Source organism: Gordonia sp. UBA7860 (assembly GCF_002500165.1).
Taxonomy (GTDB): Bacteria; Actinomycetota; Actinomycetes; order Mycobacteriales; family Mycobacteriaceae; genus Gordonia; species Gordonia sputi.
Genome location: NZ_DLSO01000085.1, coordinates 56541 through 81137 on the forward strand (window position 1 = coordinate 56541; position 24597 = coordinate 81137).

At 65.0% G+C, this 24597-nt stretch carries 24 protein-coding genes and 2 pseudogenes; 8 read left to right on the top strand and 18 right to left on the bottom strand.

The genetic code is table 11. The annotated features are described in order from the left end of the window. The first annotated feature begins 11 nt into the window (after window positions 1-11). On the top strand, window positions 12-653 hold the full coding sequence (locus tag B3T59_RS11300) for a GntR family transcriptional regulator (RefSeq protein WP_287003385.1): 642 nt from the start codon (window positions 12-14) through the stop codon (window positions 651-653). Here B3T59_RS11300 and B3T59_RS11305 read toward each other — a convergent pair. Beyond that, the gene (locus B3T59_RS11305; RefSeq protein ID WP_287003387.1) at window positions 625-1956 is read right to left on the bottom strand and encodes an MFS transporter; all 1332 of its coding nucleotides are present in this window, start codon (window positions 1954-1956) and stop codon (window positions 625-627) included. The two genes, B3T59_RS11300 and B3T59_RS11305, sit on opposite strands and share 29 nt — an antisense overlap. Window positions 1957-2086: 130 nt before the next feature. Between B3T59_RS11305 and B3T59_RS11310 the strand changes: the two genes are divergently transcribed. Next, on the top strand, window positions 2087-2779 hold the full coding sequence (locus tag B3T59_RS11310; RefSeq protein WP_287003389.1) for a DUF2848 domain-containing protein: 693 nt from the start codon (window positions 2087-2089) through the stop codon (window positions 2777-2779). A 46-nt stretch (window positions 2780-2825) separates the two neighbouring features. On the opposite strand, the gene B3T59_RS11315 is transcribed toward B3T59_RS11310, so the two are convergent. Continuing rightward, the gene (locus tag B3T59_RS11315) at window positions 2826-3710 is read right to left on the bottom strand and encodes a DNA-3-methyladenine glycosylase family protein (protein WP_287003391.1); all 885 of its coding nucleotides are present in this window, start codon (window positions 3708-3710) and stop codon (window positions 2826-2828) included. A 164-nt stretch (window positions 3711-3874) separates the two neighbouring features. Between B3T59_RS11315 and B3T59_RS11320 the strand changes: the two genes are divergently transcribed. Further along, on the top strand, window positions 3875-4729 hold the full coding sequence (locus B3T59_RS11320; RefSeq protein WP_287003393.1) for a universal stress protein: 855 nt from the start codon (window positions 3875-3877) through the stop codon (window positions 4727-4729). Between the two features lie 168 nt (window positions 4730-4897). Here B3T59_RS11320 and lpdA read toward each other — a convergent pair whose 3' ends face one another. Continuing rightward, entirely contained in the window at window positions 4898-6283 is a 1386-nt protein-coding gene (gene lpdA / locus B3T59_RS11325) for a dihydrolipoyl dehydrogenase (protein WP_287003395.1), read from the bottom strand. A gap of 116 nt (window positions 6284-6399) precedes the next feature. Here lpdA and B3T59_RS11330 point away from each other — a divergent pair, with 116 nt between their 5' ends. Both B3T59_RS11330 and B3T59_RS11335 read left to right on the top strand, forming a co-directional pair. After that, the gene (locus B3T59_RS11330; RefSeq protein WP_064905911.1) at window positions 6400-6999 is read left to right on the top strand and encodes a TetR/AcrR family transcriptional regulator; all 600 of its coding nucleotides are present in this window, start codon (window positions 6400-6402) and stop codon (window positions 6997-6999) included. Then, window positions 6996-8189 carry an NADH:flavin oxidoreductase gene (locus tag B3T59_RS11335; protein WP_287003399.1) on the top strand — a complete coding sequence of 398 codons (1194 nt, stop codon included), beginning with the start codon at window positions 6996-6998 and terminating at the stop codon, window positions 8187-8189. Before B3T59_RS11330 ends, B3T59_RS11335 begins: the two co-directional genes overlap by 4 nt. Before the next feature lie 73 nt (window positions 8190-8262). On the opposite strand, the gene B3T59_RS11340 is transcribed toward B3T59_RS11335, so the two are convergent. Beyond that, on the bottom strand, window positions 8263-10806 hold the full coding sequence (locus tag B3T59_RS11340; protein ID WP_376782628.1) for an excinuclease ABC subunit UvrA: 2544 nt from the start codon (window positions 10804-10806) through the stop codon (window positions 8263-8265). Window positions 10807-10966: 160 nt separating this feature from the next. Here B3T59_RS11340 and B3T59_RS11345 point away from each other — a divergent pair, with 160 nt between their 5' ends. Next, complete coding sequence (locus B3T59_RS11345; RefSeq protein ID WP_287003401.1) at window positions 10967-13072, top strand: prolyl oligopeptidase family serine peptidase; 2106 nt, start codon at window positions 10967-10969, stop codon at window positions 13070-13072. Between the two features lie 17 nt (window positions 13073-13089). Here B3T59_RS11345 and B3T59_RS11350 read toward each other — a convergent pair whose 3' ends face one another. From B3T59_RS11350 to B3T59_RS11385, 8 genes are all read right to left on the bottom strand, one after another. After that, window positions 13090-13800, bottom strand: coding sequence for a rhomboid-like protein (locus B3T59_RS11350; RefSeq protein WP_174273034.1), 711 nt, complete (start codon window positions 13798-13800; stop codon window positions 13090-13092). Between the two features lie 72 nt (window positions 13801-13872). Further along, the gene (locus tag B3T59_RS11355) at window positions 13873-14790 is read right to left on the bottom strand and encodes an alpha/beta fold hydrolase (RefSeq protein WP_287003406.1); all 918 of its coding nucleotides are present in this window, start codon (window positions 14788-14790) and stop codon (window positions 13873-13875) included. A gap of 85 nt (window positions 14791-14875) precedes the next feature. Next, entirely contained in the window at window positions 14876-15688 is an 813-nt protein-coding gene (locus B3T59_RS11360; protein WP_005204866.1) for a hypothetical protein, read from the bottom strand. Window positions 15689-15740: 52 nt separating this feature from the next. After that, window positions 15741-16688 (bottom strand): polyphosphate kinase 2, encoded by a 948-nt coding sequence (ppk2, locus tag B3T59_RS11365; protein ID WP_005204864.1) that lies wholly within the window; start codon window positions 16686-16688, stop codon window positions 15741-15743. A gap of 171 nt (window positions 16689-16859) precedes the next feature. Then, window positions 16860-17378, bottom strand: a complete 519-nt coding sequence (locus B3T59_RS11370) for a DUF6764 family protein (protein WP_005204861.1) — start codon at window positions 17376-17378, stop codon at window positions 16860-16862. A 185-nt stretch (window positions 17379-17563) separates the two neighbouring features. Then, complete coding sequence (locus B3T59_RS11375; RefSeq protein ID WP_005204858.1) at window positions 17564-18004, bottom strand: SRPBCC family protein; 441 nt, start codon at window positions 18002-18004, stop codon at window positions 17564-17566. A 38-nt stretch (window positions 18005-18042) separates the two neighbouring features. Continuing rightward, a complete protein-coding gene (locus tag B3T59_RS11380) occupies window positions 18043-18720 on the bottom strand; it encodes a DUF4166 domain-containing protein (RefSeq protein WP_005204855.1) in 678 nt (225 codons plus the stop codon). 145 nt (window positions 18721-18865) lie between these two features. Continuing rightward, window positions 18866-19411 carry a TetR/AcrR family transcriptional regulator gene (locus B3T59_RS11385; protein ID WP_082965575.1) on the bottom strand — a complete coding sequence of 182 codons (546 nt, stop codon included), beginning with the start codon at window positions 19409-19411 and terminating at the stop codon, window positions 18866-18868. A gap of 96 nt (window positions 19412-19507) precedes the next feature. Here B3T59_RS11385 and B3T59_RS11390 point away from each other — a divergent pair, with 96 nt between their 5' ends. Next, window positions 19508-19996 (top strand): PaaI family thioesterase, encoded by a 489-nt coding sequence (locus B3T59_RS11390; protein ID WP_287003412.1) that lies wholly within the window; start codon window positions 19508-19510, stop codon window positions 19994-19996. A gap of 34 nt (window positions 19997-20030) precedes the next feature. Here the strand turns inward: B3T59_RS11390 and B3T59_RS11395 are convergent, their stop codons facing one another. The 3 genes from B3T59_RS11395 to B3T59_RS11405 all read right to left on the bottom strand — a co-directional run bounded on the left by B3T59_RS11395 (window position 20031) and on the right by B3T59_RS11405 (window position 21758). Beyond that, entirely contained in the window at window positions 20031-20459 is a 429-nt protein-coding gene (locus B3T59_RS11395) for a hypothetical protein (RefSeq protein ID WP_231894726.1), read from the bottom strand. A gap of 94 nt (window positions 20460-20553) precedes the next feature. Continuing rightward, window positions 20554-21378, bottom strand: a complete 825-nt coding sequence (locus tag B3T59_RS11400; protein WP_039855163.1) for a tyrosine-protein phosphatase — start codon at window positions 21376-21378, stop codon at window positions 20554-20556. A 32-nt stretch (window positions 21379-21410) separates the two neighbouring features. Next, the gene (locus tag B3T59_RS11405; RefSeq protein ID WP_287003416.1) at window positions 21411-21758 is read right to left on the bottom strand and encodes a hypothetical protein; all 348 of its coding nucleotides are present in this window, start codon (window positions 21756-21758) and stop codon (window positions 21411-21413) included. Between the two features lie 6 nt (window positions 21759-21764). Here B3T59_RS11405 and B3T59_RS11410 point away from each other — a divergent pair, with 6 nt between their 5' ends. Then, window positions 21765-22526 (top strand): esterase/lipase family protein, encoded by a 762-nt coding sequence (locus tag B3T59_RS11410; RefSeq protein ID WP_005204845.1) that lies wholly within the window; start codon window positions 21765-21767, stop codon window positions 22524-22526. 71 nt (window positions 22527-22597) lie between these two features. Here B3T59_RS11410 and B3T59_RS11415 read toward each other — a convergent pair whose 3' ends face one another. The 3 genes and pseudogenes from B3T59_RS11415 to B3T59_RS11425 form a co-directional block, all read right to left on the bottom strand. Then, window positions 22598-23281 carry a DsbA family oxidoreductase gene (locus B3T59_RS11415; protein ID WP_005204844.1) on the bottom strand — a complete coding sequence of 228 codons (684 nt, stop codon included), beginning with the start codon at window positions 23279-23281 and terminating at the stop codon, window positions 22598-22600. Window positions 23282-23377: 96 nt separating this feature from the next. Next, window positions 23378-24343: pseudogene (locus B3T59_RS11420) on the bottom strand (linear amide C-N hydrolase); the annotation flags it as partial. 17 nt (window positions 24344-24360) lie between these two features. After that, window positions 24361-24597: pseudogene (locus B3T59_RS11425) on the bottom strand (transposase); the annotation flags it as partial.

Consider the following 24597-nt stretch of genomic DNA (forward strand, 5'->3'; position numbering starts at 1 on the left):
ATACATAAGGTATGCAAAGTCCGTCCGGCCGGGACAAGGCATACGAGTACGTGCGCGACGTCGTACTCACGTCCCCCGCGGCCGCTGGTGCATTTCTCAATGAACAAGACCTGGCGACGCAGATCGGGGTCTCCCGCACGCCGGTCCGTGAGGCATTGCTGATGCTGCAGGCCCAGGGCCTCGTCGAGTTGGTGCCGAAACGTGGCGCGCACGTCCCGCCGATGTCCGGTCGCCAGTTGCGCGAATTGATGGATCTGCGCGGCGTTCTTGAACGCCACGCGGCGTCGATCGCACTGCGCACCACGTCGGCGCCGGTAGCCCAGATGCGCGCGATCCTGGCTGAACAGCATCAACTTGCCGACGCGCCGAGCGATGGAGCCGCGAAACAATTCATCGACCTCGACGGTTCGTTCCACATGGCACTGATCGACGCAGCCGGAAGCGAGCTGCTGTCGACGACCTACGCCGGGCTGCGGTCGCGTCAGCTCCGTGCCGGTCTGACGGCGTTGTCCACGACGCCGGATCGGCAACAGTCGGTCTGCCGAGAACACGGCGCGATCGTCGATGCGCTTGCATCCGGAGACGAATCGGATGTCGGAAATGCCATAGACGCGCATCTGGAGATCACTCTGCAGGCACTGCTGCGGGGTTGATTCTGCGCAGGGACGCATCCTCGGCTTCAGCGCGGTCCGGGTCTCGCCCGATCGCCAGTCCGATGAGAGTCAGCACACCGACGAGACAGATGTACCCGACGATCGGCACCCAGTTATCGGTCTTGTCGAGCAAGAACGTAAAGATCAGGGGCGCCAGCGCGCCGCCGAACACTCCGGCGATCGTGTACGCCAACGAGCTTCCCGTGGACCGCAACCGAACCGGAAACTGCTCGGTCACGAACGCAGCCTGCGGTCCGTACATGAACGAGTGGAACACCAGTCCGACCGTCACGCCGAGGATGAGCAACGGCAGCGAGTTTCCGCGGACGAGCACAAAGAAGAGAACACTCCCTGCGACGCCGCCAACGGCCGCGATGGCATACAGCAGTCGGCGGTTCACCCGATCGGACGCCGCCCCTGCCAACGGAATGAGGCCGAGCTGAAATGCCGATCCGATGAGAATCGCGATGAGCACATCTCCACGGTCGAATCCCAGCTTGTTGACCCCATAGGTGATGGAGAAGACTGTGAACAACGCGTACATCACATCTGGCGCAATACGCGAGAGTATCGCCGACACAAGCGGTTTGGTCTGAGTACGGAAGACTTCACTCACCGGGGCATCGGAACGATCATCGCTGTCCTGGAGCGCTTTGAAGACAGGTGTGTCTTCCAGACGCAGTCGAATCCAAAGTCCGAAAGCGACAAGTACCGCCGAGAGCAGAAACGCGATTCTCCAGCCCCACGACTCGAACTGGGACTCGGTGAGGGTGAGGGTCAATAGCGCGAGTGCACCGTTGGCGAGGAGATTTCCCGCGGGCGGACCGATCTGCGCTGCCGACGACCAGAAGCCTCGCTTCTCCGGCGGGCCGTACTCGCTGGAGAGCAGCACCGCACCACCCCATTCGCCGCCCACCGCAACTCCCTGCGCGAACCGCATGACGACCAGGATGATCGGGGCTACGACTCCGATCGCCGCGTAGGAGGGGATCAATCCGATCACGAACGTGGTCGCACCGATCATCAGCAGCGTGATCACGAGCAGGCGCTTACGCCCGATCACGTCGCCGAGCCTGCCGAAGACGAAACCGCCGACGGGCCTGGCCACGTAGCCGACCGCGTACGTCGAGAACGCGAGCAGGGTGCCGGTCAGCGGATCGCTATCAGGAAAGAAGACTTTCGGGAACACCAGCGCGGCCGCCGCGGAGTAGACAGCGAAGTCGTACCACTCGAGCGCGGTGCCGGTCAGACTGGCAGCAAACGCCTTGACCAGCGACTTCTTATCGGTGACAGCATCGGTCATCGGTAGTTTCCATTCGTTGTCGCGGACTGTCGTCGTGTGACGTGCCTCCCATACTTGCTGTATACAAGACGTATGCGCAAGTGTTTCAGCGCTATCGAAACAGGCTGTTTACGAAAGGACTCCGACCCACATGCTCACATTTACGCTCCCCGATGGATCGTCGGTCGCCGTAGAACCGCAGGTCGTGTGCAATGCCGGCTACGCAGGCCGCGACCAGGCCGCCGTTGCCAGCCACATCACAGAACTCGCCGAGCTCGGAGTACCTGCGCCTGCAGTCACTCCGTCGCTGTATCCGATCTCGCCGTACCTCGCGCAGCAGACTGACAAGGTCGTAGTGCAGCACGGTCGTACCTCCGGCGAGGCCGAGTGGGCCCTGATCGTCACCGGTGACACCCGTGACGACGTCTTGCTCACCGTCGCATGCGATCACACCGACAGAGAACTCGAAGTTCACGGTGTCGCGTGGAGCAAGAACGCGTCACCGGACGTGCTCGGTACCGCGGCGTGGCGCCTGTCCGACGTCGCAGACCACATCGACGACATCACCTTGTCGGCGTGGGTCGGGCACGGGAGCGGCACCCCAGACACCCTGATCCAGTCCGGCACCCTCGGCGACCTGCTGTCGCCGAACTACTGGCTCGACGTCCTCGCGGAACGAAAGTTGCTGCGCGAAGGCACGATTCTGATCTCGGGAACCATTCCGATGGTTGAGGGGATAGACCAGTTCGCCGATTCGTGGCGGGTCGCGATGACCGACGAGGCCACGGGCGCGACGATCGAGTGCGGGTACCGCGTTGCGCGCATGCCCGAACCCATTGGCTGACAACCGAACCCACTGCCTGACAACCGAACCCACTGCCTGACGCCGATCACAGCTCCCGATAGTCGCGGACCGACATCCGGTGTCCCCGCCGCGGTGCCCAGGTGCCGTGGAGTTCGGCCATGCGCACGATTCGATAGCGTTGGCCCGCATAGGGTTCCAGCAGTTCCAGCATCCCGGCGTCGTCGACCTTCTCGCCGATCAGCGTATGGCCGATGAGACCAGGTATGTGGTAGTCGCCGACCGGCACGACGTCGGCGTCGCCGACGGCTCGCGCTCGGGTTTCCGCAACAGTCCACGGGCCGACTCCGCGGAGCACCTCCAACTTGTCGTGGTGACGTTCGACGTCCAGTGCCGTCGCACCTCTGATGGTGCGCATCCGAACGGGCTCTGCACCACTGCGATGCCACTCCCACACCGGAATCCGCGCCCAGTCGGCCTGCGGGGGTGGCACGCGCATGTCGCGCGGAACGGGTCCCGGCGCGGGTTCGCCGAATCGCTTCAGTATGTGCCGCCACGCCCGCCACGCCTCGGTCCCTACGACCTTCTGCTCGAGGATCGCCGGCGCAAGCGCCTCCCACACGCGGCCGCTGCTGCCGATACGCAAGCCGGTCGACGCCGCGATCAATCGAGCGACGGCATCGTCTTTCGGCACCAGGGCGGCCGGGTCGTCTGAGGCGCCGAGCATGTCCGGCATCTGGTCGAGTAGCCATGCGGCGCCGGGACCCCAGGCACGCCCGCGGATCGTCGAACCGTCGGTGGCGATGGCCAGCGTGCCCGGTCCGTCGGGAGTGTGTATCGCGCGCCAGATGGAACCGTCGGCTCCGTATCGGAAAGCCGGGTCGCCGCTGCCACGCCGGTGCAGCCCGAGCGTCGCGCGGACGTCGACCGGCTGCAACGGTGTCCACAACCGTGTGGCCTCGCCCCTGCTCATCGGTTTCTCCCTGCCCAAACCTTCCTGCCCGCGACTCTTCGACTGTAGTCGTCGTGTCCGACATCGCTGGGCTCGCACACTGGCGCCGTTGGGGGCCGTGCGACCCGCGCCGGTTGGGACGTAAGCCTCACGATCGGCGTCGCTGACCAGCGCACACTCGGGTCATGAGGTACTCGGAACCCATCACCGTCGGCATCGACGGTTCGTCGAACGCATTGGCAGCGGCGCGCTGGGCAGCGCACACCGCATCTATCCATCAGACGACCCTCGACATCGTCTTCGCAGTCGAGGCCGCGTCACCCCCACTGATCGAATTCGCCGTACCCGAGACATTCTTCGACGCCGCGCGCGTCGGCGCCAAGGCTGCGCTCAGTGCGGCGACGGAGGTCGCCCTCGACGAGGACCCCGATCTCGCGCCGCGCACACACATCGTCACCGGTTCGCCGCGTGGCGAGTTGCTCGCGCGCTCGCGGGCGTCGTCGATCATCGCCGTCGGCGCGTCCGGGACCGGCCGTCTCACAGCGGCTTTCATCGGGTCGACAGCGTCAGCGCTGACGGCGCACTCGGTGTGCCCCCTCGCGGTGATACGCGAGCACAGTAACGACGCCCCACCCAACGGTCGGGTCACCGTCGGCGTCGACGGTTCTCCCGAATCACTGGAGGCGCTCGATTGGGCAGCGCACGAGGCGACTGATCGAGCTGCTGAACTTGTCGTGCTCTCGGCCTGGGACGCAACGGGTTTCGACCACTCGCGTAAAGCGTTCACCACAGCCGCGCACCAGATCGAAGGCGCACTCGCCATACCTGTCGAAGCAATCAAACGACGCCTCCCCCGCTTGCGCGTGACCACGCAGATCGTCGACGACGCTCCGGTTGCTGCACTCACCAAGGCGTCGGCCGAATCCGACGTCGTCGTCGTCGGCAGTCGAGGTCGCGGCGGATTCACCGGGCTTCTACTGGGGTCGACGAGCCAACGGGTTCTGCATTCAGCCCAGTGCCCCCTGATCATCGTGCCGTGAGCCCCGTGCCGTAACTCTCCTACCCTGAAGCCTCGTCGCTGAAGAGACGCGAGCCGGAACCGACATCGTCGTCGGTCCCGGCTCGCGTGTATTCGGTTGTGCTGCAGTGTGTTCTACAGGTTGATCATGTGCCCGATCGCGCCGTGGCTACACGACGCAACGCGCGGCTCACAGGTTGATCATGTGCCCGATCGCGCCGTGGAACGTTTCTTGCATCGCTTCGCTCATGGTCGGGTGGGTGTGGACGTTACGGGCCAGTTCCTTGGCCGTCAGGTCCCACTTCTGCGCGAGCGTGAGTTCGGGCAGCATCTCGGAGACGTTGTCGCCCACGAGGTGTGCGCCGAGAAGCTCGTCGGTGTCGGCGTTGGTGAGGAGCTTGACGAAGCCCGCGGTCTCGCCCATGCCGCGCGCCTTGCCGTTCGCGCTGAACGGGAACGTGGTGGCCTTGACGTTGAAGCCCGCGTCCTTGGCCTGCTGCTCGGTCAGTCCGAACGAGGCGACCTGCGGCTGGCAGAATGTCGCGCGCGGCATGAACCGATAGTCGCCGAGTGTCATGGTCTCGGCGCCCGCGATGGTCTCCGCTGCGACGACGCCCTGCGCCTCGGCGACGTGTGCGAGCTGGAGCTTGGCGGTGACGTCGCCGATCGCGTAGATGCCGTCGACGTTGGTGCGCATGAAGTCGTCGATCGCGATGGCGCCGCGTTCGGTGAGCTCGACGCCGGTGTTCTCGAGTCCGAAGCCCTCGACGCGGGGAGCGAAGCCGACCGACATGAGCACGCGGTCGACGGTGACTTCTCCGTCGTTACCCTTGGCGTCCTTGTAGGTGACGGTGACGTCGTTGCCGTTGTCGGTGACGGTCTGGACTCCGGTGGAGGTCAGGACCTTCACGCCGAGCTTCTTGTACTGCTTGGCGATCTCCTTGGAGACGTCGACGTCTTCGTTGGGGAGCACGCGGTCGAGGAACTCGATGATCGTCACGTCGACGCCGTAGTTGGCGAGGACGTAGCCGAACTCCATACCGATCGCGCCCGCGCCGACGATGACGATGGAGCCGGGCAGATCGCGGGTGAGGATCTGGGTCTCGTAGGTGACGACGTTGTCGGAGAGCTCGACGCCCGGCAGGAGCTTGACCACCGAGCCGGTGTCGATGATGACGTTGTCGAAGGTGATCTCGCGGTCGCCGACCTTGATGGTCTTGGCGTCGACGAAGGTGCCGTAGCCCTCGATCTCGGTGATCTTGTTCTTCTTGTTCAGGTAGTGCACGCCCTTGGCGCTCGCGTCGGCGACGCTACGACTGCGGTCGAATGCCGAGCCGTAGTCGAAGGTCACATCCCCGGACATCCCGAACGTCTTCGACTCATGGTTGAAGATGTGGGCGAGCTCGGCGTTGCGCAGCAACGCCTTGGACGGAATACATCCAACGTTCAGACAGACACCGCCCCAATACTTCTCTTCGATGATGGCGGTGTTCATGCCCAACTGGGCGGACCGGATCGCGGCCACGTACCCACCTGGACCTGCTCCCAGGACAACTGTTTCAAAGTGATCAGCCACGACTGCCAGCCTACGACTAGGGCCAACCTGCGCGCAGAACGTCCCCCGGACTGGTCCGAATCGACCGTTACCGCGAATCGGCCACCGCGTCGTTCAATCACTGATTGAATCGCCGCATGAGCGTGTCCACATCTCCCACCCGCGAGCAATTGCTGCGGACAGCCGAGCGCCTCTTCCTCACCGAGGGCTACGACGCCGTCTCCGTGCGCGCCATCTGCGCGGGCGCGGGAGCCAATCCGGCGGCCGTGCACTACCACTTCGGATCGAAGGATCAGCTCGCGACGGCACTGCTCGAGGCGCGCCTCGCGTCACTCTGGGCGGCGTCCCTCTGCTCCGTCGATGTCTCACGCGACTCCGTCGCCGCGCTGGTCGACGTCGTGCTCACCCCGTTCGTCGAGATCCAGCACGACCCCGCCGGACATCTGCATCTGCAACTCCTGGCCCGCTTCGTCCACGCGCGTCCCGAGGCTCCCTGGCACGGCGCCTGGTTCGATCTCGACCGGTGGGCCGACATGCTGGTCGCGATGGTCGGCAACCTCGGCCACGACCAGGCTCGACGACGCTGGGCACTCGCCTTCGAGCTGATCCTGTCGCGCTTCTCCGCCGACCGTCCGCTGTCCGACGACGCAGTGGCGTCGCTCAGCGAGTTCGTCACAGCCGGACTCGGTCAACCTGCGGCCACGAGCAACACGGCCGGTACCGAGGACAACCCGTGAACGGCTCGTCGTCGACCCCCGATCCCTTCGCACCGGCACGGTTGGGTCCGCTGACGCTGCGCAACCGCCTCATCAAATGTGCGACGTTCGAGGGTGCGACCCCCGACGCACTCGTCACCGACGATCTCGTCGAGTTCCACCGCGAGGTGGCGGCGGGCGGCGTCGCCATGAGCACGGTTGCGTACTGCGCGGTCGGCCCCGAGGGGCGGACCGATCGACATCAGATCTGGATGCGTCCCGAGGCGGCATCGGGGTTGCGCAGGCTCACCGACGCCATCCACGCCGAAGGTGCCCTTGCCGCTGCCCAGCTCGGCCACGCGGGGCCGGTCGCGAACTCGGCGTCGAATCGCGCGAAAGCCCTTGGTCCGTCGCGCATTCCGGCGCCGATGGGAATGTCGGTGACACGAAAGATCTCGGCTGACCGCATCGCGGATCTCCGCACATCGTTTCGACGGGCGGCGCGCATCGCGGTCGATTCGGGTTTCGACGGACTCGAAATCCATTGCGGCCACAACTATCTCATCAGTTGTTTTCTCTCACCCCTGCTCAACCATCGACGCGACGGATACGGCGGCACACTGGTCAATCGTGCGCGGCTCGCGCGTGAAGTGGTCGAGTCGGTGCGCGACGAGGTCGGCGATTCGGCTGCCGTCTGGGTGAAGCTGAATATGTACGACGGCGTCGGCGGCGTCGGGAGGTGGCGCGGATTCGACGTCGACGAGGCGTGCGAGGTCGCGCGACTTCTGGAATCGGACGGCCACCTCGACGCGATCGAGCCGACGGCAGGCAGCTCACTGCTGAACCCGATGTACCTCTTCCACGGCGACGCACCGCGTGAGGCTTTCGCCGACGCCTTCCACGGCGCGATGCGGTGGGGGCTGAAGGCGGCGGGCCCCTTCTTCCTCAAGCACTACGACTATCACCCCGGCTACCTGATGCCGCTGGCCCGCAGGCTGCGTGAGAGCGTCGACCTGCCGATCATCCTGCTCGGCGGCATCACCGACCGCGCAACGATGGACACTGCGCTGGGTGAGGGTTTCGACTTTCTCGCGATGGGCCGCGCACTGCTGCGCGAACCCGACCTACCGCTGCGGATCGCCGACGACCCCGCCGTGCGCTCGCAGTGCACGCACTGCAACCTGTGCATGCCGACGATCTACTCGCGCACGAGGTGCCCGGAACGCGAGTAGGCGCTCCCGCCGCTGGTCGAGCATCACCCGCTGGTCGAGCGCTATCCGCTGGTCGAGCTTGTCGAGACCACCCTCAGCTCCGCACATGCTCCGCGAGGTAGCGGCCGGTGATCGACGCCGAATCCGTCGCCACCTCGCCAGGCGTGCCAACCGCGACGATCCGACCGCCCGCTTCCCCACCCCCTGGCCCCATGTCGATGACGTAGTCTGCGTTGGCGATCACGTCGAGGTCGTGCTCGATGACGATGACCGTTGCGCCGCGCTCGGTCAGTCGAGTCAGCACCTGAAGTAGCGTGCGCACGTCCAGCGGGTGCAGCCCGACGCTCGGCTCATCAAGGATGAACACCGTGTCGGACTGGTCGCGGTGCAACTGATTCACCAGTTTCAGACGCTGCGCTTCGCCGCCCGACAGCGCCGGCGTCGATTCGCCGAGTGTGAGGTAGCCGAGCCCCAGTTCGTCAAGAGCCTTGAGCCGCTTGGTGACTCGCGCCAGACCCGACACTGCGCGCGCGGCGTCGCGGATCGTGTAACCGAGCAACTCCGGAAGCGACACTCCGTCGCGGGTGAACTCCCGCGCACGTGGCGCGAACCTGTTCCCCTTGCATTCGGGGCACACGATGTCGATGTCGGGCAGAAACTGTACGTCGAGTGAGACCTCGCCCGTTCCCTCACATCTCGGGCACGAGAGCGATCCGGTGTTGTAGGAGAAGTCCGAGGCGGTCAAACCCGCAGCATGTGCCGCGTCGGTGTCGGCGTAGGCACGCCGGAGATCGTCCATCACACCCGAATAGGTTGCGACAGTGGATCGTACGTTGATACCGATCGGAGTTGCGTCGACCACCTGGGGATGAAACCTCTTGCCCGACGACAGTTCCGGGACATCGAGTTCGACGACGTGCCGCGGGAGGCGCCCTGCCGGCTCGGTCGACAACGCCGCAAGCGCCGGCACAAACGACTCGAGCACCATCGTGGTCTTGCCCGAGCCCGACACCCCGGTGACGGCTACGAGCCGACCACGCGGGATGTCGACGGTCAGGGGTTCGACGGTGTGAATCGCCGACGTCTCAAGATGGAATGTACCGAGCGCGAATACCTGGTCGCGCGGACTCTGCGCGCGAACCACCACATCCTCTGCGCCGGTGAGGAATCCGGCCAGGCGCGAATCCGGGTCGTCAGAAACCGTCGACACCGTCCCCTGTGCGATGACCCTGCCACCGTCGCTTCCCGATCCGGGTCCGATCTCGACGAGCCATCCCGCCTGACGCAGAATCTGCACGTCATGGTCGACGAAGACCACCGAGTTACCGTCGGCGAGAAGGTCGTTCATCACACCGAGCAGGCCTTCGATGTTCGCGGGATGCAGACCGATCGACGGCTCGTCGAGCACGTAGAGCACGCCCGTGGTGCGATTGCGTACCGCCCGCGCGAGCTGTACGCGTTGCCGCTCTCCCGTCGACAGTGTGGCGCCCGCGCGGTCGAGGGTGAGGTAGCCGAGGCCCAACTCGACAAGTCGTCGCGCCATATCGAACAGCGTGTCGACGAGTCCCTGTGCCATTTCCCGCATCTCGGGTGGCAGCGTCGTCGGAACCCCTGGCGCCCAGGCGAGTACATCGTCGAGCGAGAGCGCGGTGATATCCGCCAGATTGTCGTCGCCGATCCGTGGTGCCCGCGCCGCGTCGCTCAATCGCGTGCCGTCACACGTGGGACACGTTCCGACAGTGAGGAATCGGCTCACCCGAGCGAGCCGCTTCTCGTTGTCGGCACGCTTGAGCTCTTCGGTGACCGTCAGTCGGGCGTTGCGGAAGGTGAAGTCGAGATCGTGCACACCCTTCTTCGACGTGACGGTGATGTGCTTCTTCTCCTCCGGTCCGTCGAGCACGATCTCGCGTTCGTCATCGGTGAGGTCGCGCCAGGGCACGTCGGTGCGCACCCCGAACTCGCGGGCGATGGCAGGCTGCACGTTGAACCCGAACATGTTCCACGGCACCACCGCGCCCTCGTCGAGGGTCTTGTCGGGGTCGGGGACGAGCGCGTCGTCGTCGACGGTCCGTACGACGCCGGTCCCCGCACACGTCGGGCACGCGCCGCGCGAGTTGAAGGCGAGATCCTCGGCGCCGGGAGCGTCGACCTGCGCGCCGCACACCGGGCAGAAGAACGGCCGTTCGGCAGCGACGTCGATCGTCGGGGGCACGTAGTGGCCGTTGGGACATCGATGCGACGCCAGGCGCGAGAACATCAGCCGCAGCACGTTGAGCAACTCACTCGACGTACCAAACGTCGAGCGCACTCCCGGTGGCGCAGGTCGCTGTCGCAGTGCGAGCGCTGCCGGTACGTGTTCGACGGAATCGACTTTCGCGCGCGCCGCCTGCGCCATCCGTCGTCGGGTGTAGGTCGACAGTGCCTCGATGTAGCGCCGCGACCCCTCCGCGTACAGCACCCCGAGTGCCAGCGACGACTTACCCGACCCGGACACTCCCGCGATCCCCACCAGCGCGCGCAGCGGGATGTCGACGTCGAGGTCGGCCAGGTTGTTCACCCGAGCCCCGCGCACGGAGATCTGATCAGGCTCTGCACTGCGGCGCACGGGGGCGGGCACATGCTGGACGGAACGGCTCACCCTCCCGAGCCTATCCACGCCCGACCGTATCGACACGCTGCCGACGCCGGCGACCAGCAGAGCACCGACCCCACTGCGTGGGCGCGCTATTTTGGCCAGTAGGTCCGTGTGAGCGGACGATCGACCATGCCAGACGTCCCCGACGAGAGGTTGCGCACCGATGACATCCGAGAGCACCGACCCGTACCTGTGGCTCGAGGAGGTCACCTCCGACTCCGCGCTCGACTGGGTGCGCGAGCATAACGCCCCGACCGTCGACCGGCTGACCGCGTCGAAGCGATTCGCCGAGATCGAGGAGCAGACCCTCGAAGCTCTCGACACCGACGACCGCATTCCCTATGTTCGACGCCGCGGCGACTACCTCTACAACTTCTGGCGCGACGCCACCAATACGCGCGGCCTGTGGCGCCGCACCACACTCGACTCCTACGTCACCGACGATCCCGAGTGGGACGTGTTGATCGACGTCGACAAGCTCGCGAAGTCCGAGGACGAGAACTGGGTGTGGAAGGGCGCGACGGCGCTGCGTTCACCAACCGACAGCGGCCCCGACTATCGGCGCGTGCTGATCTCGCTGTCACGCGGCGGTGCCGACGCCGCGGTGGTGCGCGAATTCGACCTCACCACACGCACCTGGGTCACCGACGGATTCACGCTCCCCGAGAACAAGTCGACGGTGAGTTGGATCGACGAGGACAACGTCTACGTCGGCACCGACTTCGGTACCGCACCCGACGGGCACAGCTCGCTGACCGAATCGGGATACCCGCGCATCGCGAAACGCTGGACGCGCGGCACCCCACTCGATGACGCCGTCACCGTCTTCACGGGCGAACCGTCCGACATCTCGATCCGAGCGGTCTACGACGACACTCCCGGGTTCGAACGTCACTTTGTCTCCCGCGCAACAGATTTCTTCAACTCTCTGCTCTTCGAGAACCGCGACGGCGAGCTCGTCCTCATCGACGTCCCCACCGATGCGTATGCGGGCGTACGACGCGACTGGCTGCTGGTCATGACGCGCTCGGAGTGGTCGCCGTCGGGCCCAGACGGTCCCACGTACGCGCCCGGCACACTCCTCACGTTCGACTATCCGGCCTACCTCGACGGAAACCGCGACGCCACAGTCCTGTTCGAGCCGGACGGCCACACCAGCCTCGTCGACTTCACGTTCACCAAGAACTACCTGATCATCACGACGCTGCACGACGTGCACACATCGATCACGGTGCTGACCGTCGGCGACTGGTCGCCCGTCGAGATCGCCGGATTGCCGAACCTGGCAACGATTTCCGTGCTCGACACCGATCCCGACCACAGCGACGAAGTGTTCTGGTCGGCCACGTCGTTCACCGAACCGCCCAGCCTGCTGCACGGCACGATCGGCTCGGACGACGCCACCGTGATCAAGCACAGCCCCGAGTTCTTCGACGCCTCATCGGTGACCACCGAGCAGTACTTCGCCACCTCCGACGACGGCACGCTCATCCCCTACTTCGTCGTCCGACGGACCGACGTCACGAGTGGTCCGACGCTGCTCTACGGGTACGGCGGATTCGAAAATGCGCTCACCCCAGGCTATTTAACAGTTGCCGGGAGGGCATGGATCGAACGCGGCGGCATCTATGTGATCGCCAACATCCGCGGTGGCGGCGAGTACGGCCCCGCATGGCACACCGTTGCCCAGAAGGCGGGACGCCATCTGGTCTACGAGGACTTCTCCAGCGTCGCGAAGGATCTGGTCATCCGACGCTTCACGACTCCGGAACAGCTTGGTGCACAGGGTGGTTCGAACGGCGGACTGCTGATGGGCGTCATGCTCACCCGCTATCCCGAGCTCTTCGGTGCGCTCGTCTGCCAGGTGCCGCTGATCGACATGTACCGCTATCACCTGTTGCTCGCGGGAGCGTCGTGGGTGGCCGAGTACGGCAATCCGGAAGACCCCGACGAGTGGGCGTTCATGCAGCCGTTCTCGCCATATCAGAACATCCGACGCGACGTCGACTACCCGCCGATCCTTGTGACGACCTCGACCCGCGACGACCGCGTACACCCCGGTCACGCACGCAAACTTGTTGCGCGGCTTGAAGAAAACGGACACACCGTCGACTACTACGAGAACATCGAGGGCGGCCACGGCGGCGCCGCCGACAACAAGCAGGCGGCATACAAGTCGGCGCTTGCCTACGAGTTCCTCTGGGAGACACTAGGTAAGACCGACGAGCAGGGTGAGACCGAAAAGCAAGGCGGGGACGACGGCTCGTAGGCACAGCGCTCAGCGCGTCACGGATGCTGTCCGCGCGCATTCCACCCACGCCATCGACGGACCGCGGCGACGGGGTCCCACGCCTCGCCCCGACCGCGCGTGATCGGATACCACGCCAACCCGACCAGCGCGGCGCTCAGATGGCCGATGTTGGTGAAACTGAGATCGGTGATCACCGGAACGCCGTAGTAGATGAACACTCCCGCGAGGTAGATCCACCGCCACGGTCTAGCGATCCGATATGTGAGTACTCCGACCACCCCGGCGAAGAAGTAGCTGACGCCGACATCCTGCACATGGATCATGTCGGCGCTGCGGACGCCCTCGCGGATGGCGAGCCCGAGCACACCCTGACTGACAAAGGTCGCCAAGATGTGCGCCGACGCACCGACGAGTAGCCAGCGCCACGACCCCAGCCACCGCTCGGCCGGCACGTGGAAGATGCAGAACGCCACCGCCCACGGCAGCCAGAACGCGCCGTCGATCCAGAACAGGCTCGTCCACAGGACGTGGATGGGATCGTGCGTCAGGTGTTCGAGGTTGGTCGACCGGGCGCCGAGTACGCGGTCGAGGTCGGCGGGGCTCATCAGGTGCTGTGCGATGGTCGTCGCCAACAGCACCGCAAGCCAGAGGAAGGTCAGGGGTGCGCTGCGCAGGCAGGACACGACGTGGGTTGCCACACGTCGTGGTAGCCCGCCTGTCCTCACATCACCGGTTGCCTGCGTCATCGTGGTCAAGTGTGACGCACCGACGGCTACCGCGCCCGCGATCGACGCCTGCCGGTCATCCTCCGAGGAGACTCACAGCTCCGACAGCCACTCGACGACCAGGCGAGGTGCGGTCGAGTCGCGCGCCCAACGATTGTGTCCGAGAGGTGCCGCGATGTGCCGATGATCGACGGCGCCGTGCGTGAACTTCGCGGTCAACGCGCCCATGACGGGTGGCGGTGCGTCGGAGTCGGCACCGATCGTCACCGCTAACACCGGGATGTCGATCTCGCCGAAAGCGGCCTCGTAATCGATGTCGGCACCGCGGGGACTGAATCGGCCGTGCCTGTTCAGGTACGTCCAATCGCGGATGAGCACGCGGGACTGCCTGCCGTAGCCCTCGACGACCGTCCCCGGCCAGAAGCCGACGGCGTGCGAGATGCGGTACATCGCCAGTGGCCCCAGTGAGGCCCGCAGACCCGAGCCGCCGCGGTAGAGCTTGTGGAACGGCACACCGGAGGCAATCAGGATGAGTCCACTCAGTCGGTGACTGCCGTCGGTGCCGAGCTGTCGGCCGCCTTCGGCAGCGCGGTGAGCCTGCCGCGCGGCATACAGCGACACGATGTGCCCGCCCATCGAGTGCCCGGCGAGGTACAGCGGGCCGTCGGGGACGTGTCGTCGGGCAACGGCGATGGCCGACGGCACGTCGTCGACAACCATCTCCTGCTGGCCGAACACGCTGGCGCGCGACGGGCGTGGCCTGCTTGCGCCCTGCCCCCGCAGGTCGGCGCACGCGACCGACACCCCGGCGGCGGAACAGCGGGTGGCGAACAGGTCGAAGTAGCTTGCCGGGGTTCCCAATCCGGGGAACAGGACAACCAGCGGCCCGGCAGAGTCTGCCTCCGCGCGGAAGATCCGCACCGGTGTATGGGTGCCGTCAGCCAACACCATGTCGTCGACGACATCTGGCGCACGCTGCGGAACGGAGAAGTCGACGGCGTTCGCGGTCATCGGGCCATCTCTCCCGGCCGCAGGCGCGCAGTCATCGCCGTCCGCCGAAGGCGCGCAGTCATCGCCGTCCGCCGAAGGCGCGCAGTCATCGCCGTCCGCCGAAGGCGAGCCGGATGATGATTCCGAACACCAGGATGCCCGCGCCCACGAGCATCGAGATCACGCCGGTCCATTGCAGTTCGTGCGAGATGGTGTCGATGACGACGTCGGCAACTGGTTTGGCGTTGTTCTCTGACGACGCGATGTCGTTCTTCAGGTAGGTCCCGTAGAGATTCGCGCCCGCCCAGCACACCACACCCGCGATGACCGTCGCGATGCCCAGCCACGCGATCACGGTCCCGCGTCGCCTCGCCACAAGCAGCGCGATGACCGCAGCGATGATCCCCACGATCACCGACACCTTGGCGATCGTCGTGATCTGCTCCCCGGCTCGGTGATACGCGCCCGCGTGCAGGCCGGTGTCGCCGCTGGAGACGGGAATCGTGATCGGTCCGGAGACGCTGACACCGACACGCGCGTTCTCGAGCACGCGGTTGACCATCGACGTGATGTCGAGTTGCATCGGCGCGTTGGGATCCGATGCTTCGTCGAACAACCACTGATGTTGCTGCGTGGCGACGTCGGCGAAGTCGGCGGGGAACTGCGAACTGTTGGTATAAGCGTTGGCGAGTGGCCGCACCACTGCGTCGGCCCCCGAGATCGACGTCCGCGAGGCGATCTGCTCGGTGATCTCGCCCGCCAGGTAGTCCTTGACCGCCTGGTCGTGGCCGACCGGCTCGATCAGTGAGCTGAAGCCGGCGTCGTCGACGATTCGTTCGCTGATCCACACAGCGGGTACCGCAAGGATGATGGCCACGACCGCGACGATCGTCGCCAGACCGCTGAGGAAGGTTCGCACGGCTATGACGCTACCGCTCGAAGCTGACCTCTCGATGAGTGTTCCGTGGCCGTCACTCCCCGACCAGATCGCGGGCACGCCCGACGATCAGCGGATCCGGCCGGCCGACGATCTCTTCGTCTTTGCCCTCGTAGTCGAACAGTGACAGCACGTAGCGCATCGCATTGATGCGGGCACGCTTCTTGTCGTTGCTCTTCACGACGATCCACGGCGCATGGTCGGTGTCGGTGCGCTCGAACATGTTCTCCTTGGCCGCGGTGTATGCGTCCCACTTGTCCAGGGAGGCGAGATCCATCGGCGAGAGCTTCCACTGCCGCACGGGGTCGATCTGCCTGATCGCGAACCGGGTGCGCTGCTCGAGCGGCGTGACGGAGAACCAGAACTTCACCAGGCTGATGCCGTCGTCGACGAGCATCTTCTCGAACCCGGGGGCCTGTCGCATGAACTCGTCGTACTGCTCGTCTGTGCAGAATCCCATGACCCGCTCGACGCCGGCCCGGTTGTACCAGGACCGGTCGAAGAAGATGATCTCGCCGCCCGCGGGCAGGTGCTGCACGTACCGCTGGAAGTACCACTGTGTCGACTCGCGCTCGCTGGGCTTCTCCAGTGCGACGGTGTGCGCGCCGCGCGGGTTGAGGTGCTCGTTGAATCGTTTGATGGTGCCACCCTTGCCCGCAGCGTCGCGGCCCTCGAAGAGCCACAGGTGACGCTGGCCGGTCTGCTTGGACCACTTCTGCATCTTCAACAGTTCGATCTGCAGGCGACGCTTCGTGATCTCGTACTCACGGCGGCTCATGCGTTCGTCGTACGGATAGTCCTCGCGCCAGGTGTCGACGACGTTGCGCTCGGGAAGCGTGAGGAGGATCGGGTCGTCGTCATCATCGTCGTTCACCGTGAACTGCGTGGTGTCCTTGAGATCGACAAGCTGTTGAAGGGCTTCACGTCCGTTCAACTTGCTGAAATCGGGGCCGACGGCTTCGAGATCGTGTAACTCGGTCACTACCCAACGATATGCGTATCCGGCAAACGCTGCGTGGCAATGAGGTGAACTCGGCGTCGGCCAGAACGTGGGGTGGCTCCCAAAAAGCCGACTGCCGACGCTCCCTCGGGGCGTCGGCAGTCGGCTGTGCGCGTGAAGTTCAGTTACGCGTGTTCAGTCGAGGCACACGCTTCAGTTGCGCAGGCTGATCGACCCCGAACGCAGGCATGCCTTGCCGCTGCCCGAATCAGCTGCCGCCGCGAACCCACCGGTGCACGAGACACCCTGCTGCGTCGCGACCGCCTGGCCACCCCATCCACCGACAGCGACCGAGTTGCTCCCGCGACGCGCCTGCGCGATCGCCATCGAGCCGGGGCCGGTGGTCACCGAGTAGGCGTTGCCGCCGGAGTTGGCTCCGGCCAGCGCCGTCGATCCCGGCTGCAGATTGTGTGCGCGGGCGTGCCCTCCGCCGTCTGCGACTGCCACTGCGGTGCCGCTCGACGAGGCATCACTGGCACTGGCCGTGCTGCCTGCGCCCGCGCGTGCACCGCAACCGCTGGTGCCCGAAATGTGCTGCACCGAAGTGCCGTTGGCGGCATTACATTCTGTGGCCGCGTGCGCATCACCGCCGCCGAGCGTGAACCCGGCAACTAATCCCGCACCTCCGCAGACGACGGCGACGATACGGACGGCAAAAGTGTTGATACGCAATTTGTTTGGCCTCCAGAAGACGTTCGGGCGTCGCGCAGACGCGGACAGCCCCGTCAGCGTACCCCGCCACAGTCCTCACGAATACCGCGGAACCCACGTTCTCAGGTAACGGATAGGAAACGACGCCGGAACCCCCGAACGGGAGCTCCGGCGTTGTTGTCAGGAAGGACGAAAAGCTATGTGGCTCAAGCCTTTGCGCGACGCTCAGCCTCGGCGGTCAAGCCTTTGCGCGCGGTGTCGACGGCGACCTTCTGTCCCCTCTTCACGATGAGTCCGGGCAGTTTGATCTTGAGGTCGACCAGCAACTCGAATTCGACGTGCGTGCTATCACCGTTATCGGTCAACGTGTACTTGCCCTGCTGCTCCGAGAGCGTCGTCGACTTGATCAGCGTCCACTCGCAGGTGGTGTCGGTCCACGAGTAATTCACGGACTGGTCGTCGTTGATGCCTGCCGCGTTGACGGTCATCGAGACCTCGTCGGGCGTGCCGTCATCGTGGGTGCTGACGATTTGCGCTGCCTTGTGGGGGCCGGACCATTCCGGGAGTGACTCGACGTCCATCAGGACTTCCATCACCACCGATAACGGTGCGGCGATATCGAATTCGGTCTTTGCTGAGACGGCCATGATGAGCAACCTACCCTGTGCGTGTGATCGGGATGACGTCAATCCTCGCGGTCGACGAGATGGAGCGGCCATGCCTCGTCGGGGATGTCGCGCAGACCGCACGCGACATCGACAGCGGTGAACCAACCGCGGAAGTGGATGACCTCACCGATGACGGGATTGCGCACGGTGGCGTCGCAGCGAAAACGCTCGTGCTCGTCATCCCACCCCTCGATGTACTTCATCTGCGTGGCGAACATGCCCTTCATTCCGACCTTGGGTCCGCGACCGAGCCAGCGCATCGGCCCGCTCTCGAGAAGCAGTTCGCCTGCCCGCGTCACCGACGGCTCGATGGGCCACAGCAGATCGGGGCCGTCGCCGAAGTAGTCGACGAGTCCCGACCTGCCGTCGACCAGAAGTGAGTTGAGCGCGCGGTCGCCGTTGCCGTACGAGAAGGTGCGCAGCACGGCCAGCGATTCCCGGCCGAGCTCGTCGACGTAGCAGTACTGATTCTGGGTGAACGGCACCATTCGACTCGACCGTGCCGGAAAAGCGTTGCGCTTGGCGTAGAACCAGACGAGCGGGGGCGGCAGCGCCGACGATACGTAGACCGACTCGTAGATTCCGCTGCCGAGTTGGGCAACACCCGACGTCGAGTCGATCGAGTACCGCCACGCGACATTGGGGTGCAGGTTGTCGAAGTCGGAACCCAGCGCCTCCCGATACACCGGCGTCACGATTCCACCTCCCCTGGCCGTACCGACGGCAACCCCTGCCCCCGGACCTGTGGGAGAACCTACTATGTGGCGCACGACACCGTGTAGAGACCTCCGGCCCGAGTTCGGCGAGTGATGCCCGTGACGCTCGAGAGAGCGGGTGGTTTCAGGCCACGACCACCGCGGATTCGCATAACCGCGAGAGCTCACCGATCACCAGATCAAGAGGTTCGACGCTGCGCTGGGTCATCGACAGCCCGACAGCCCCCTCGATACCCGCGATGATCAGATTGGCCAGCGAGTCGGCGCGCGCGTCGTCGACTCCCTCGTAGACGAGGCGCGCCGCGATCTGGTGGCTCCAGCGTCGAAAGATCTCGTCGGCCTCGTCGGCCGTCGCCGGCTCGGCCCGCCGCGCGAGTCCGCCCGCGAGCACCGGGCAGCCGCGCTGGAAATCGGTGCTGACCAGCATCTTGCGCCAGACGTCGCCGATAGAGACCACGGCATCAGCGGCAGAACCGGCGTGGGTGTCAGCGATTCGCGACGAGATGAACTCGCCCGCATACCGTACGGCCTCGGTCATCAACTCCGACTTCCCGCCCGGGAAGTGGTGATAGATCGAACCGCGTGGCGCCTTGCTGGCCGCGAGAACGTCGCCGATGGACGTCCCCGGCACACCGTCTCGACCGATCAGGTCTGCCGCGTACACGATCATCCGGTCCCGCGGGCCGAGTTCGCCGTCATCGTGAGCCACTGTCACGCCACCTTTCTCAGAACTCGACTATGTAGGCCTTCATAGTTGATCGCTTCTATGCAAGGATACATAGTCATGAAGCAATCCACCTCAGATACAGCAGCACCGAGCGATCCGACAGCCATGTCAGGCCTGCAGCTGCTTCGCGCCTGGGCCGACAATCCCGACGACGGACACCCCAGCATCGGCCGACTACTCGGCATGCGCCCGGTCCGCGTAGACGAGGGTTCGGTCAGTTTTGCGGTCACCCCGCAACCCGACTTCGCCAATCCGCTCGGCACCGTCCACGGCGGTATCTGTGCGACGCTCCTCGACTCCGTGATGGGCTGCGCCATCCACACAACCCTTCCCGCGGGCGCCGGCTATACGACGCTGGAACTGAAGGTCAACTACATTCGCGCCGTGCAGACCGACGACGGCGAACTCACCGGCGTCGGCGAGATCATCCACGTCGGCGGGCGTACCGCCACCGCCGAGGGCAAGGTGTTCTCGTCCGACGGCAAGCTCGTCGCGCACGGCAGCACCACGTGCATCGTGTTCCGCTAGGGCGGCACCCGGTTTTGACACCAGCCGACCCGGCTCAGCCGTTGTGGATTGCCTCCACCGTCAATCGCTCAGATCGACGCTTGCGGTCAACGACGATCGAGCACACCGCGGCGCACGACATCGCGAGCGCGAACGGAACCGCACCCACGAACAAATCGAGGTCGGGGATGCACAACTCGACGTTCCCGCAGTAGTCCTTGAATTCCTTACCGCTGAACGTGCGAATCCCGTTGAGCGAGTATGCAAGGGCGCCCGCCCACACGATCGCGAAGGGTACCGTCGCCGCGGCGCTCCGACCAATGACACGCAGGACCACTGCATCTACGAACAGGACCGCCGCAGCTATTGCCGCCGCCATGTGGAAGTGCGCGGCCACACGGCCCGAACCCTCGATGGTGTATCGGTCCGCTGATGTCCAGTAATAGACCGCTAGCATCCACGGGATAGCAACGGTGGCTGCCACGTGCGCCACCCGCCACGCCCGACGCACTGCATGCCGATGCCCTCCGCTGCGGGGATTCACCGGTCGACACCACTGCGGCGCGCAGTGATCACGATCAGTCCGCGACGAGGTAGGTGTCGCGCAGCGTGGCGAGCGCGGCGTCGTCGAATCCAAGTCCGGTGAGGAAGTAACCCTCGATGTCGGAGAACTTCTGCCGTACCTCGTCGAACGCGCCGTCGAGGTAGGCGGGGTCGACGCCGAGGACCGGAAGTAGCACGTCCGGGTCGCCGCCCGCTGCCGCGAAGTCGTCGAAGATCGGCTTCAACGAGGGGATCAGGCGCTCGTTGGTGAGCAGATAGTCGTGATAGATGTCGTCCTTGTCGACGCCGAGCAGCGCCAGCAGCGACGCTGCCGCCCAGCCGGTGCGGTCTTTGCCTGTCGTGCAGTGGAACAGCGACGGACCGTCGTATTCGCCGAGGAGCCCCCGGAAGTAGCCGCGGTAGGAGCGCACAGCGCTCGGTAGCGAGACCATTCCGCGGTAGGTGGCCGCGATGGCTTCGGCGGCTTTACCGCCCGCGAGTTCACGTGAGGCCATCTTCACGGTCTCCGGGTCGGAGAAGAACCGCTGCAGATTTGCCGGTACCGCGGTCTCCGAATCGGCAAGGACGTCGAGGTGGATGTCGGCGACGTCGGGAAGCGCGGGATCGGGAAGTGCGGTCCGCTCAGCCGTCGACCGCAGGTCGTAGATCGTGCGGACACCGAGCTTCTCGAAGGACGGGAGATCGGCGGTGGCCATGGACCGGAAATCCGTCGAACGGTACAACCGATCGGATACAACGACCCTTCCATCGTGTCCTCGGTACCCACCGAGGTCGCGCAGGTTGGGCAGGCTGGAGACGGGGCTGGGCGCACCGGGCCCAGAAGACGGCTCAGAGGACATGGCACCGAGTCTTCCAGATGAATGGTCGCACTTCAGTGAGGGCCGGGCCCCGCGGGCGGATTCGGATTGGCGGGCACGAGATACGGGAATGTGTCGTTCGCGCGGCGCGACGGCGAGTCGACGTGGTCGCTGATGCGCGGACCCTTCGCCGCGTTGACGAGATACGTGTACAGGGTGTCCATGCAGTCGTCGTTGAGTGAGCGCCCGCCCATCGTCTCGTGCGGACGCCCATCGCGGACAGCGCGCTCGATCTCGAGAAAAGTGTTGTCGCCAAACGGCTTCCACGCGTCGACGATCATTAAGTCGGCAAGAAGCATCTCGGCGAGCGCGTGGTCGGGGCCGAGTGCAAACGCGCGGGCTAGTAAGGCAAGGCTAAGCATGATTAGATGGCGCGCATGGGAATTCTGCGCCGCCTTACTGCGATCGTCGCCTTCACCGCCGCCGCCGCCGGGGCTGCAGTGGCAGCGCCGACGACCACCGCGAATGCGGCAGCGCCCCGCGGGACGCTGCTCATCGTCCCCGGCCAGTCGTTCGGAGCCACTCCGTACACCCTGATGGCCGACGCGCTGCGCCGTGATGGCTACCGAGTGCGCGTCCTCGACCTCATGGGAACGCAACTCGTCTCCGACGCTCACGCCATCGGCAGGGCCGTCGATGCGGAGAAGGCGGCCAGGCCGTCGACGCCGGTGTCGCTCGTCGGACACAGCGTCGGTGGCGTGACGACGCGCTACTACGTGAAGAACCTCGGCGGCGCGTCGAAGGTGGCGAACGTAATCGCCGTCGGCACACCGGAATACGGCTCGCCGGGCGGATGCAACCAACCCGGCACAGACGGACAGTTGTGTCCGGGCAGTGCGTTCCTGCGCGATCTCAATGCAGGAGACGACACCCCCGGCCCCACCAAGTACTACCGCATCCGCAGTGCATACGAATGGGTGACCGGCGACCTCGACGGCGGTCAGTGCCGTGTCACGCCGTTGCCCGCATTCGTCGCGCCGACCGGCTACACCGAACACACCGCCGAGGCCGTCAATCCCGGAGTTTTCCGAGCTGTTTCGCGTGCAGCAGCCGGACATTGCGACGGACAGTTCGTCGATCAACCCGACGGCCAGTTGACCGCCAAGAACTCACTTCGACCACAGCGCTGAGCTGGTTCAACGCGGGCAATTGACCGTGTAATCCCAGGCAGTGCCGCTCTGGGCCCCTCGGTCGGATTACATCAGGTTTCAGCGCGCTCGGAGAGAACCCGACCGATGGCTTGGGCAAGCACCTCCGGCGGTTGCGCACCCGAGATCCCGTAGCGACCGTCGATCACGAAGAACGGCACACCACTGATCCCGTAGGCGCTCGCCTGGTCGAGATCGGCGTCGACGACGTTCGCGTACGTCCCTGTGCGCAAGGCATTTTCGACGTCGTCCCGGTCCAGGCCGATCTCGGCTGCGAGGTCGGTGAGTTCATTGACGTCGCCGAGGCGCTTGCCCTCGGTGAAGTGTGCGGCAAACAAACGCTCGGCCATATCAGCCTGCCGCCCAACGCTTTTGGCGTAATGCAGCAGCTCGTGGGCCTTGCGGGTGTTGGCGTGTCGGGCGATGTCGAAGTCGTAGTGCAGACCGGCATCGGCGGCGACCTGGGTGACGTGGGCAAACATCTGCCTGACCTGATCGGCAGGCATCCCCTTGCTCTGCACCAAGAAATCGATCTCGGGAGCGTCCGTCTCCGGCGGTGTGTCAGGCGCGAGTAGGTAGCTGTGGAAGTCCACAGAGACAGCGTTGGAGTCGACAGCGTTGGAGTCGACAGCGTTGGAATCTTGGAGGAGCACGAGCGCGGCGTCGAGGTTGCGCTTGCCGATATAGCACCACGGGCAGGCGATGTCCGACCACACGTCGATAGGTAAAGTACTCATGCTCTGTGCAACGCCGGGGCGGCGGTGCCACATTCCGCTACGCAATGCGTACCGCCGAATGTGTCGGGAACGTGTGACCCTGCAGGCCACACCGCCTCACGTCGCGTCGACGAATTCCGCGAGCGTTGCGTCCACCTTTTCCTGGACCGCCTTGATGCGATCCTCTATCGGCTTCGTCGAATCCAAGCCTTCTTTCGCCTTGGCGGCTACTTCGCCGATCAGTTTCGCCTGTTCGATGGAAACGATATGGAACTTATGCTTTTCGAACTTGTGGGCCACATTGCCCGCAAGCCCATTCTCGACCGCGAGACCTTTGACCAGATCCAACTTGGCGTCGCCAGAACCCTCGGTGAAGTCGAGGTCTTTCAAATCCACCCACACGACGTTCGGGCACGTGACGGACTCGAAGATGTAGCGGGGGTTGGTCAGGTCGATGACGACCTGCCACAGCGTCGTCGACGCATCCGGCTTGCCGGGTTCGGGAATCCGGTACGGCTGCGCAGCATTTCGGATAATGCTCGCCATGGCGGCCGTGGCCTGCACGCGTGACTTCGGCTCTGGTTGGTTGTGCACGTAGAAGGTGGCGCGAGCGAAACGGTCGGGAGCTGCGCATGTACCCGGAAGTGGTTGGTCGCCGCCGAGACCCTCATACTTCTTCACGAGTTCGAGTTGTTGGTCGTAGCTGGGCGAATTCGTCATCACCCAGTAGTCCTCGCTGTGATAGATGTCCAGCTTGCCGTCGATGTACTCGAAGATCGCCGAATCGCCCGACGCGTCATCGATCGCGAGGTGGATCGCAGGTTTGCTGCCACCGGTCGGATCCGTCATGGGGATCACCTGCGGGTTGTTTTCCTCTGCCCACCGGACGGCTTCTGCCACCGACGCGAAATTGTCGAGGAAGAACTGCAGCCAGATCGACATCGCGAGCTGAGGGCGGTCAGGGTCGGGGGCACCGTACTCGGATTCGGCAAGCCACAGAATGTGGCCCGCCAACCCCTTCTCGTTGACTCCGTCGGTCGAGAGGATGTCGTAGACGCCTGCGATCACACTGCCGTACTTCGACGGGCATGAACCCCACGCATCTCCGAGCCCTGATCCCAGGTGATCGAACGCCGAAGGTGCGCCGGCAACCCGCCGATCGCCACCTGCAACGCAGCACGCAGGTCCTCACCGGTGCGTGTGGTCGGCATATGCAGCAACATCACATACCGGGTCGAGCGTTCGACCAACGTGCCGATCTGCGAACGCCCGTCACGGCCCACGATGCAGTCACCTTCCCAGTCACCGGGAACCGCACGATCACCCACCTCGGGGGG

Excerpts from the sequence above, each read along its gene's own strand:
- B3T59_RS11400 (WP_039855163.1), bottom strand. The coding sequence starts at position 21,378 with ATGTCCTCTGAGCCGTCTTCTGGGCCCGGTGCGCCCAGCCCCGTCTCC.
- B3T59_RS11350 (WP_174273034.1), bottom strand. The coding sequence starts at position 13,800 with ATGACGCAGGCAACCGGTGATGTGAGGACAGGCGGGCTACCACGACGT.
- B3T59_RS11345 (WP_287003401.1), top strand. The coding sequence starts at position 10,967 with ATGACATCCGAGAGCACCGACCCGTACCTGTGGCTCGAGGAGGTCACC.
- B3T59_RS11320 (WP_287003393.1), top strand. The coding sequence starts at position 3,875 with ATGAGGTACTCGGAACCCATCACCGTCGGCATCGACGGTTCGTCGAAC.
- B3T59_RS11330 (WP_064905911.1), top strand. The coding sequence starts at position 6,400 with ATGAGCGTGTCCACATCTCCCACCCGCGAGCAATTGCTGCGGACAGCC.
- B3T59_RS11355 (WP_287003406.1), bottom strand. The coding sequence starts at position 14,790 with ATGACCGCGAACGCCGTCGACTTCTCCGTTCCGCAGCGTGCGCCAGAT.
- B3T59_RS11375 (WP_005204858.1), bottom strand. The coding sequence starts at position 18,004 with ATGGCCGTCTCAGCAAAGACCGAATTCGATATCGCCGCACCGTTATCG.
- B3T59_RS11390 (WP_287003412.1), top strand. The coding sequence starts at position 19,508 with ATGCAAGGATACATAGTCATGAAGCAATCCACCTCAGATACAGCAGCA.
- B3T59_RS11305 (WP_287003387.1), bottom strand. The coding sequence starts at position 1,956 with ATGACCGATGCTGTCACCGATAAGAAGTCGCTGGTCAAGGCGTTTGCT.
- B3T59_RS11410 (WP_005204845.1), top strand. The coding sequence starts at position 21,765 with ATGGCGCGCATGGGAATTCTGCGCCGCCTTACTGCGATCGTCGCCTTC.
- B3T59_RS11315 (WP_287003391.1), bottom strand. The coding sequence starts at position 3,710 with ATGAGCAGGGGCGAGGCCACACGGTTGTGGACACCGTTGCAGCCGGTC.
- B3T59_RS11310 (WP_287003389.1), top strand. The coding sequence starts at position 2,087 with ATGCTCACATTTACGCTCCCCGATGGATCGTCGGTCGCCGTAGAACCG.
- B3T59_RS11385 (WP_082965575.1), bottom strand. The coding sequence starts at position 19,411 with ATGATCGTGTACGCGGCAGACCTGATCGGTCGAGACGGTGTGCCGGGG.
- B3T59_RS11415 (WP_005204844.1), bottom strand. The coding sequence starts at position 23,281 with ATGAGTACTTTACCTATCGACGTGTGGTCGGACATCGCCTGCCCGTGG.
- B3T59_RS11405 (WP_287003416.1), bottom strand. The coding sequence starts at position 21,758 with ATGCTTAGCCTTGCCTTACTAGCCCGCGCGTTTGCACTCGGCCCCGAC.
- B3T59_RS11300 (WP_287003385.1), top strand. The coding sequence starts at position 12 with ATGCAAAGTCCGTCCGGCCGGGACAAGGCATACGAGTACGTGCGCGAC.